This window comes from Pedobacter sp. ASV12, assembly GCF_016429155.1.
GTDB lineage: Bacteria > Bacteroidota > Bacteroidia > Sphingobacteriales > Sphingobacteriaceae > Pedobacter.
Genome location: NZ_JAELUC010000037.1, coordinates 26,565 through 35,329, shown reverse-complemented (window position 1 = coordinate 35,329; position 8,765 = coordinate 26,565). Strand labels below are relative to the sequence as shown.

Genomic DNA, 8,765 nt, shown 5'->3' with positions numbered 1-8,765 from the left:
CCCCCCCCCCCCCCCCCCCCCCCCCCCCCCCCCCCCCCCCCCCCCCCCCCCCCCCCACTTTTTAGATGTGTCTAAGAGCCAGTTAATGTCGTCAATAGCAAAAGAGCTGGTATTTTGTCCAATGAAAATACCACGAATACCAGTCCAAAAACAATCAAAAAAAGACTGAAGATAATGGCTAAATGCCAACTTTTGAGCCTGCTCTTAAAGGTTTTAGTGCCAATGTCATTGACCATTTTTCTGTTGTGCTATCAGTTCTTGGATCAGTTCACTTTGTTTAATAGCCTTTAGGGCTTCTTCGTGGGCAACCCAATAAATGCTTTCTGCCTTTTTCATGTCGAAAGTATTGATTTCGCCCATGCCTTTGGGTTCGATCAAAAGGTCGCAGTACTTCGCTTTCACTTCCATGTCGTGATTGATCGACATGATGCCTGCCCTTTGCATCAGTTGCGTAATTTTGGTGATCTTTTCTACCGGCTTTAAGTGGTTGCACGATGAGCCAATGATGTAATCGCAGTGGTTGAGCAAGGGTTCTACCGGAAAATTATTGAGAATGCCCCCATCTACATACATCTGGTTGTCGATCATAATCGGCCTGAAAATCCCTGGGATGCAACTTGAGGCCTGTATCGCTTTAATCAGCGGGCCCTCGGTAAAATAAGTGGCTACGCCTTCGCTAAAATTAGTGGCACAAATGGTGAGCGGGATTTTAAGTTCCTCTATCCTGTCGTGCGGGAAATACTCTTTCAGCATTTCGGCCGTGTTTTCGATGTTGATGAGGCCCAGAGAACCAATAGCCGGACGTATAAAACGCAATAGCTTGGTCTTGATAAAGATGTTCAATCCTTCTTCGGGATCTATTCCGGCGGCATAAAAAGCACCTGCAATAGAGCCTGCACTGGTGCCACTAACCATGCTAAAGTGGATGCCGACATTCATAAAAGCTTTAAGAATGCCCAAATGTGCGATGCCTCTAATGCCCCCGCCAGATAAAACTATGCCTATTTTCATGTTTAATTGTTCAAATTTTTGAAAGTTGTAAAGTTCGGCCTTACCTCTTCCACGTTGCCTCTTTGTTGAGAACTGAAAACCATCAATGGTTTATTGGTTCTCCTTCGGTTTGTATTTCGATTTCGACAGGATTTTTTGCGGGTCGGGTTCGGCCATGAGCTGCTGCAGGGTAACTTCCGGATTTTCGGCCATATATTTCTTTACGATCTGCCAGCCAATCCATACGCCCAATTTAGGTGCTGCCGATCTTTTTTCGCCCAAGCCCGGTGTAAAAGGTCCATCGCTTACATAAACCTGTATCTTTTGATAGTCGCTTTCAAAAAGCAGGTTGTTTTGGAGCAAATAGCCCCAAACATTGCCTTCGTATTGCTGGCTCCAGTTCATTTGCTGGGTAGTGTAGCCTATTTTCACCGAATCAGGCGTAGTTTCTGGCAATACCTGATCCATAAAATAAAGGATTTTGCCATTGTAAATCATTTTGGCCAACAGGTTCTGGTCGTTGTCGCGTTCCTTAAAAAGTTCTTCGTGGGCAAAAACCTCGGTCACCCGGGGCACAATGTAGGCGGGTTCAAAACGCCTCGATTGGTACAGCGGAATGCTTTCGATCAGTGCGCCATAAAATTTGCTGTTTTTGCCCAGAAACATATCTAGGCCAATGCCCATATAATCGTCGCCCAGCGGAATTTGATAAGAAAAACCCGATAAAAAGCCTATAAAGCGAGGCACTTTAGTTTTTGGATAATAATATTTGATGTATTTGAAGGTTTGGGTCAGCTCTTTTTCGGTAGCCTTTAAATTGGGGAAAACGCTGTCTACTTCTTTGTTCAGGTCGGTATAGGCCTGGTCTTTGTACAGAATGTTTAGTACTTCTGTACCCTTCATGTCTGGATTGCCCACCATCCGGCGTACAAAATCGTCATAAAAGTAACCGTACTTTTTTTGGAGCATGGCATCTGTCTGCTGAACGTCTTTATTTTTGCCTTGGTAAAGATCTTGGTCAAAACGTTGTATTTTTATAGCCAGCTTCATGTGGCTTACATCGGGCCTATTGCTCGTTTTGCATGAAAAAAATGCAATCGTACACAGAAAAAATAGATAGATTTGAAGGTATTTTACGTTATAGCTCATTAAAACAAATATAACTCCCAAATTACAGGAAACCTCATCATTTTTCAAATCGCCGTGCAAAAACGGCAAAAATGGGAGGGGCTTCCATTTGATCAAAGTAAATTAAGCACAAATGAAAAAAATCGTACTCGCAATTCTATTCGCACTTTTTGCACTTAACTTGAACGCACAGCAATATGCCTCGCCTTATTATGGCTTCAGGCTGGGTTTAACCGCACATCCTACTTTTGGCTTTATGAAAGCCGAGAACGGCAAGGGAAATGGCTTAAGCCTAGGCTTTTCTTATGGCCTGATGGGCGATTTTAACTTTGCCGAGAACTACAGCTTTGCTACAGGCATCACTATTACCACCATCAATGGCAAAACCACAGAAATCAATGCCATGCCTTACCATCAGTCGGTAAGCACCAGCAATCCGGTAGCGTACGATTTGAAATATAAAATGCAATACATCGAAGTACCTTTAACCGTAAAACTGAAGACTGCCAAAATTGGCGATTTGCGCTGGTATGGGCAGTTCGGCCTGTCAAACGACTTTAGGATCGGCGCCAAACAAAATGCAGAAACGAGCGGAACAGGGATAGCAAATGATAAGAACATTAAAGACTGGACCCATTTTTACCGTGCGGGATTAATTATTGGCGGTGGCGCAGAGTTTGACCTTGATGGTAAAACCAGCCTGATGATGGGCCTGACCCTGAACAACGGCTTTACCAATGTAATTTCTTATGGCGATAATTCGGTAAGGAACCATTACGTTGGCGTTAACCTAGGCGTGTTCTTCTAGTATTCAGTCTGTCTCACATCTCAATACGCACATCCATACTAAACCCAACAAATGAAAATAGCACTGGCACAACTGAATTATCATATTGGCAATTTTGAACAGAATACCCAAAAAATTATCGAACATATTGCCTTGGCCAAAAGTAAGGGAGCCGATCTGGTGGTATTTGCCGAGCTGGCCATTTGTGGCTATCCTCCCCGCGATTTTTTGGAATTTGAAGATTTTGTAGCCCTGTGCGAAAAGGCTGCGCAAGAAATTGCTGTTCATTGCACAACTATTGCCTGCGTGGTAGGCTTGCCGATTAAAAACGAAGTGTTGGCCGGAAAAGACCTGTACAACGCGGCTTATTTTATCGAAAATGGAAAGGTTAAAGCTGTGGTGAGGAAAGCTTTGTTGCCTACTTATGATGTGTTTGACGAGTACCGCTACTTTGAACCGAATACCAAGTTTGAATGTATCGAATTTAAAGGCAAGAAAATAGCGCTGACCATTTGCGAAGACCTTTGGAACATTAACGACAATCCCTTGTACGTTTCTTGTCCAATGGACGAACTGATTAAGGAATCGCCTGACTTGATGCTGAATATCGCGGCTTCGCCCTTCAATTACCGTCATGACGAAGACCGCATCCAAATATTGGCCGATAATGCCAAAAAATACCAGTTGCCTTTGTTTTATGTAAACCAGGTTGGTGCGCAAACCGAAATTATTTTTGATGGAGGCTCGCTGGTTTTCGACGAAACGGGAACCGTAAAGGCCGAAATGAAATATTTTGAGCAAGACCTGCAGGTTTTCGACCTCGAAGAAATCCAACAGGTAAAAAACAAATATCCACAGCCAGAACGGGCAAGCGATATCATGCAGATACACGATGCACTGGTGATGGGCATTCAGGATTATTTCTGGAAGTCGGGCTTTAAAAAAGCGGTTTTAGGCCTTTCAGGTGGAATCGACTCGGCGGTAGTGTGTGCCCTGGCCTGTCGCGCCTTAGGGCCAGAAAACGTAATGGCGGTTTTAATGCCGTCTAAATATTCGTCAGACCATTCGGTTAAGGATGCGCTCGACCTGGTGAACAATATAGGTTGCAAACACGAGCTTATTGAAATTAAGCAAGCTGCTGATGCTTTCGACAGCATGTTGGCCAAGCCGTTTGCAGGCATGCCTTTTAACCTGACCGAAGAGAATATCCAGGCGCGTTGCAGGGGCATTGTGCTGATGGCCATGTCGAACAAGTTTGGTTACGTATTGCTCAATACTTCCAACAAAAGCGAGTGTGCCGTAGGTTATGGCACTTTGTACGGCGATATGTGTGGAGCAATTGGCGTGATTGGCGATGTTTACAAAACGCAGATTTTCGAACTGGCCCGCTATATCAACAAGGATGGCGAAATTATTCCGGAAAATACCATTGTTAAGCCACCATCGGCAGAATTGAGACCAGACCAAAAAGATTCCGACTCGCTACCTGATTATGGAATCTTAGATCAAATTTTATTTCAGCATATCGAAATGCAAAAGGGATCGCAGGCCATTATTGCACAAGGTTTTGATGAAACTTTGGTTAGGCGCATACTCAAAATGGTAAACCTGGCCGAGTTTAAACGCTACCAAACACCGCCTATTTTAAGGGTATCGCCGAAGGCTTTTGGCATGGGGCGCCGCATGCCGATTGTAGGCAAGTATATGGATTAGTAGCAATCGGGCAGGTCTAAGGCGTGATGGCCAACAGCCTTTGTTTGGCCAGCTGTACAATCGCTTCATTATCGTCCAAAGCCATGATGTGGCGTAGGTTGTCTCTGTTGATTATTTTTCCAACGGCTATTTTTCTGGCTAAGGTGTCGCTATCAAAACTGGCTACACGGAAAAGATCTTTCTGGCTCATGAGTTTTGCCGTGGCAATTCTTCTTACAAGCGCATCTTCGTCAAAAAAGGCAATTTGCGCCAAGTCCTTCTGCAGGGTCAGCTTAGCAGTTGCAATGCGTCGCACCAAAGAGTCTTCGTCTAAATGGGCAATATGTGCAATGTCTTTTTGTTGGCTAAGCTTGGCTGTAGCGGCTCTGCGTGCTAGTACGTCTTCATCAAAATGGGCAATTTGAGCCAGTTCTCGTTGCTCGCTAGGGCTTGCCTCTCCAATTTTGGTGGTTAGGGTGCCTTGACTGGTCTTGATTTCAACGGTAGCTCCCGAATCGGCAATCTTGATGTTGATTGAAGAGTCTCCCGATTTTATGGCTTGGGTTTTAGAGGGCAAAACAGCTTTTTGCTCGTGTTTGCCAATAGAAAATTCGATGCAGCCCGATAAGCACAGCAACAGTACAAGGAGCGGGGATAAGTTTTTCATCAATAGGTAGGTTTACGCTAAAGTATAAAAAATATGCTAATGTTGGAGCTTGCTGCCCCAAAGTCAAATCCTGCCTAAAAAGCTTGCTAAACTTCAAACTATGCATTTGCTGAACTGTTCTAGTTAAACCTTGAGGCAGGCCGATAGGTCTTAGTTAAGGATTTAAACAATGCAGAAGATGAAAAGAATATTGGTTTTCTTGGGCATGATGGTCGGTTTGGCCTCGTGCTCGAGCTACGATTATTATTCGGTAAGCAATAAACCTGTCAATTCGGCCAAATACCGAACCTATGCCTGGTTGCCCGAATCGAGGTCTAAAGCTTCGTCAACTTACGATAATGATATCGCAACGGATAAAATTGTAGATGCAGCGAGCGAGGAGCTCAACAAAAGAGGATTGACGCTCAACAACAACAACCCTGATTTGTTAATCAAATATACGGCAGTGGTGAATAAAGAAACCAAGGTTTATGAAGAGCCTATGTATTACAATCCGCCGCCACGACTTTCGCCAAGGGTAGGCTATTACCGGGGCAGAGCTGTTTATTATTATGCCTATACCGATCCTTTTCCGGTTTATGTAGGCAGCAGGGCGAGAAAAATGCAGGTGAAGGCCGGCAGCATCATGATAGACATTATCGAACGCAAAAGCTCTAAACTCATTTGGAGAGGCTGGGCCGAAGGCGAGGTGAACGATCCTCAAAAAGCCATCAACGATATTCCTACGGTAGTTGCCAATATCTTTAAGAAACTGCCTTAAGCTAGATACACTTGCGAAGTTTTAGAAACTTCGCAAGTCTTGTGATCCAATTGATATAGCCTGTTGATCAATGGCTAACTAAAGATTAATGAGAAGAAGTATTGGCAGGCTTTACCACTTTATGCTTGAGCGAGTGAATCAAAAGAATGGCTATGCCGGTCATGATCGATAGGTCGGCCACATTAAATACGCCTGTCCTGAAAATCACGAAATCCATGTGCATAAAATCGGTTACCGAACCATGCAATATACGGTCGTATACATTACCGATGCCGCCACCAATCAGAAAAGACAGCCCGATTTGCATCATTTTGTGCAAATCTTTCTTGGCTGTCAAATAATAAAGTCCGTAACCCAAAACGGCCAAGGGCAAAAGCGTAAGTAAGGCAAAACGGATGGGGGTTGGCAGTTCGTTGCCGGCACTTAAAAATGCACCCGTATTCTCTACTTTGGTTAAAATAAAATAGTTTTTAACCAAACTGATGGTTTCGCCATATTCGATGCGCTGCCTTACGATGTTTTTCGAAACCTGATCGCAACCCACATTGAGGGCAACTAGCAACAGGAGCAATATCCATTTCAAGTTTTTTCTTTGTGGCATTGTTTTACTTATAGGTAACTTTTGCTTCTGGAATAACGATTTTTTTATCTATTTCGGGCAGAAATTTTTGTACGCTGGCCGTATTGTTGGCATTAAAAAAATACCATTTCTTGCCACTGTCGTAAGAAATACAAAATAAATGGCCAGCCGTATGAACGGCTTGTGTTCCAAAGCTTACATCTACCTCTTGTGGCACTACACACTGAATGCTGTTTTTGGTGGTAATGCATTGGGTCGCTTTGCCGGTAGTCATGTTTTTAAACTTCAAATTGCCATTTTTCATTTTTTGCATACCTTCTTTTAAGGTGGCTACGGCCTTTTGCTCGCCACCCATGGCTTTCACCACGCTAGGATGTGTATACTTCATCAGGCTTAGGTAATCTTCTTTTAAGGTGGCCTTTGCCATTTCATTGGCCTGTTTGTAGAGGCTGTTTAAATAAGCTTGCGCATGGCCGGCCAGTTGGGCGCAAACCAAGAGCGCCAATAAGACTATTTTTTTACCCATTTTTTGAAAGGAATTAGAAGTGCAAGGATGAAGCCCATAACCGCTGCTATTTGTGCAATCAGGTCTCCGCTTTTAACATAGGGCGTTAGGGCATCGTTGAGGTTGATGTCGGCTTTAATGGCAGTTCTGGTCCACCAGGTTGATTTTTTAACCACATCGCCTCTTTGGTTAATAAAACCCGAAATGCCGGTATTAGCCGATCTGACTACCCAGCGACGGGTTTCGATGGCCCTTAATTTGGCGTAGAGCATGTGCTGGTCTTTGCCCGAGGTATTGCCCCACCAGCCATCGTTGGTAATTACGGCAATAAACTGGGCGCCGTTTTTAACCGATTTGCCCACCCAGCTGCCCCAGATCGATTCGTAGCAGATAACCGGTGCAACGCCAATGCCACTGTACGAGTAAAAGACTTCGGGCTCGTCTTGCCATCCCCAGCTCGATACGCTGCCACCCAGCCCGGCAAAAACCGGAGTGAGGAAAGAAAATACTTTAGGGAAAGGCATTTTTTCGGCACCGGGAACCAGTTTCGATTTATGGTAAAACGCTACCTCAGCCGAGTTTTCTACCTGCATGGCCGAGTTGAAATGATCATAATACATGCCATTTGAGCTTTCTTGGGCCGAAATGGTTTTTTTAGTGTCGTACCATTTTACGCTTTCGATACCGGTAATGAGCGTGCCGTTTTTGTATTTGTTTAAAAATTGTTGGGTAGCCAAAAAATCGGGATTGGCACGAACCCGATCTTCGTCTGTATAGTTGGGAATGGCCGTTTCGGGCCAGATGAAATATTCGGTATTTACTTGCGCCACCGAATCTGATAAACGGGTCAGGATGCGAAGCTGTTCATTGGCCGAAATGCTCTCGTATTTTTGGTAGGGATCAATATTAGGCTGTACCGTTACTACATTTACCGATAATTTTTTTTCTTGGTAGCTGTTGTAGGTGTACCATGAAAAGCCAATGGGCAGCACCACTACAGCCAGCCAAATCAAAGCGGGCTTTAAGGCTTTCTCTTCGGTCGATTTCCAGCTTCTGTAGGCCTCGAAAGCCAAAATGTTACTCAATAAAATCCACAGCGAACCGCCGTAAACGCCGGTGTACTCGTACCATTGGGCCAATTGGTGCATGCCGGCAAAGCCATTGCCCAGGGTCATCCACGGAAAGGCAAGGTCCCAACTTTCGTGGAGGTATTCCATGGCGATATAAAAGCAAATCAGTCCGAGGTAGCCAACCCAGGCATTTACCCTTAGCCTTAAACGGTAATAGAGCCAAAAGGCAAAGGTCATGAGCAGGGCGCCCAAGCCGTAGGGGATGAGCGAAACCAAGAAAGAGACTATGGTTCCCGTAAATCCGGTATTGAATGCGCTAATGGCGTTAAAAACCCAGTAAATGCAGGCCGTGTTCCAAGTTAGAAAGGCCAGTCCTGCAGTTAAAAAGATGCGCCGGCCGGTTTTGGGAGCCTGTTGCAGCCTCATGCGGTCTATGGCAACCATTAAAGGCACCAAGCCGATGAGCAGCAAAGGCGCAAACCAGGTATGCGGAGGCCAAGCCAGCCACATGAGAAACGAGCTGCACAAAGCCAGCAGATAGTTTTTGTTTAATTTCATGAGTTGTTGGTTTCGTTATGGCCAATAG

10 protein-coding genes are annotated in these 8,765 nt (G+C 44.8%); 3 read left to right on the top strand and 7 right to left on the bottom strand.

Translation table 11 applies throughout. The features are described from left to right. The 3 genes from JHD69_RS10810 to gldB all read right to left on the bottom strand — a co-directional run. A partial coding sequence (locus JHD69_RS10810) for a hypothetical protein (protein ID WP_199140169.1) occupies positions 1–189 on the bottom strand: 189 nt, incomplete at its 3' end. Positions 190–225: 36 nt separating this feature from the next. Then, the gene (locus JHD69_RS10805) at positions 226–1,011 is read right to left on the bottom strand and encodes a patatin-like phospholipase family protein (protein ID WP_199140167.1); all 786 of its coding nucleotides are present in this window, start codon (positions 1,009–1,011) and stop codon (positions 226–228) included. A 90-nt stretch (positions 1,012–1,101) separates the two neighbouring features. After that, positions 1,102–2,139 carry a gliding motility lipoprotein GldB gene (gene gldB / locus JHD69_RS10800; RefSeq protein ID WP_199140165.1) on the bottom strand — a complete coding sequence of 346 codons (1,038 nt, stop codon included), beginning with the start codon at positions 2,137–2,139 and terminating at the stop codon, positions 1,102–1,104. A 112-nt stretch (positions 2,140–2,251) separates the two neighbouring features. On the opposite strand from gldB, the gene JHD69_RS10795 reads away from it, so the two are divergent. Next, the gene (locus tag JHD69_RS10795) at positions 2,252–2,926 is read left to right on the top strand and encodes a porin family protein (RefSeq protein WP_199140163.1); all 675 of its coding nucleotides are present in this window, start codon (positions 2,252–2,254) and stop codon (positions 2,924–2,926) included. 51 nt (positions 2,927–2,977) lie between these two features. Beyond that, the gene (locus tag JHD69_RS10790) at positions 2,978–4,618 is read left to right on the top strand and encodes an NAD+ synthase (RefSeq protein WP_199140161.1); all 1,641 of its coding nucleotides are present in this window, start codon (positions 2,978–2,980) and stop codon (positions 4,616–4,618) included. A 16-nt stretch (positions 4,619–4,634) separates the two neighbouring features. On the opposite strand, the gene JHD69_RS10785 is transcribed toward JHD69_RS10790, so the two are convergent. Next, a complete protein-coding gene (locus tag JHD69_RS10785; protein WP_199140159.1) occupies positions 4,635–5,264 on the bottom strand; it encodes a hypothetical protein in 630 nt (209 codons plus the stop codon). A gap of 178 nt (positions 5,265–5,442) precedes the next feature. On the opposite strand from JHD69_RS10785, the gene JHD69_RS10780 reads away from it, so the two are divergent. Continuing rightward, on the top strand, positions 5,443–6,024 hold the full coding sequence (locus JHD69_RS10780; protein WP_199140157.1) for a DUF4136 domain-containing protein: 582 nt from the start codon (positions 5,443–5,445) through the stop codon (positions 6,022–6,024). Positions 6,025–6,109: 85 nt separating this feature from the next. Here JHD69_RS10780 and lspA read toward each other — a convergent pair whose 3' ends face one another. The 3 genes from lspA to lnt are packed head-to-tail and all read right to left on the bottom strand — an operon-like array spanning position 6,110 to position 8,737. After that, the gene (gene lspA, locus JHD69_RS10775) at positions 6,110–6,625 is read right to left on the bottom strand and encodes a signal peptidase II (RefSeq protein ID WP_199140156.1); all 516 of its coding nucleotides are present in this window, start codon (positions 6,623–6,625) and stop codon (positions 6,110–6,112) included. Positions 6,626–6,629: 4 nt separating this feature from the next. Next, a complete protein-coding gene (locus JHD69_RS10770) occupies positions 6,630–7,130 on the bottom strand; it encodes a hypothetical protein (protein ID WP_199140154.1) in 501 nt (166 codons plus the stop codon). After that, entirely contained in the window at positions 7,115–8,737 is a 1,623-nt protein-coding gene (gene lnt, locus JHD69_RS10765; protein ID WP_199140152.1) for an apolipoprotein N-acyltransferase, read from the bottom strand. Before lnt ends, JHD69_RS10770 begins: the two co-directional genes overlap by 16 nt. Positions 8,738–8,765: the final 28 nt, after the last annotated feature.

Excerpts from the sequence above, each read along its gene's own strand:
- JHD69_RS10795 (WP_199140163.1), top strand. The coding sequence starts at position 2,252 with ATGAAAAAAATCGTACTCGCAATTCTATTCGCACTTTTTGCACTTAAC.
- JHD69_RS10785 (WP_199140159.1), bottom strand. The coding sequence starts at position 5,264 with ATGAAAAACTTATCCCCGCTCCTTGTACTGTTGCTGTGCTTATCGGGC.
- lnt (WP_199140152.1), bottom strand. The coding sequence starts at position 8,737 with ATGAAATTAAACAAAAACTATCTGCTGGCTTTGTGCAGCTCGTTTCTC.
- JHD69_RS10770 (WP_199140154.1), bottom strand. The coding sequence starts at position 7,130 with ATGGGTAAAAAAATAGTCTTATTGGCGCTCTTGGTTTGCGCCCAACTG.
- JHD69_RS10805 (WP_199140167.1), bottom strand. The coding sequence starts at position 1,011 with ATGAAAATAGGCATAGTTTTATCTGGCGGGGGCATTAGAGGCATCGCA.
- JHD69_RS10780 (WP_199140157.1), top strand. The coding sequence starts at position 5,443 with ATGAAAAGAATATTGGTTTTCTTGGGCATGATGGTCGGTTTGGCCTCG.
- JHD69_RS10790 (WP_199140161.1), top strand. The coding sequence starts at position 2,978 with ATGAAAATAGCACTGGCACAACTGAATTATCATATTGGCAATTTTGAA.
- lspA (WP_199140156.1), bottom strand. The coding sequence starts at position 6,625 with ATGCCACAAAGAAAAAACTTGAAATGGATATTGCTCCTGTTGCTAGTT.
- gldB (WP_199140165.1), bottom strand. The coding sequence starts at position 2,139 with ATGAGCTATAACGTAAAATACCTTCAAATCTATCTATTTTTTCTGTGT.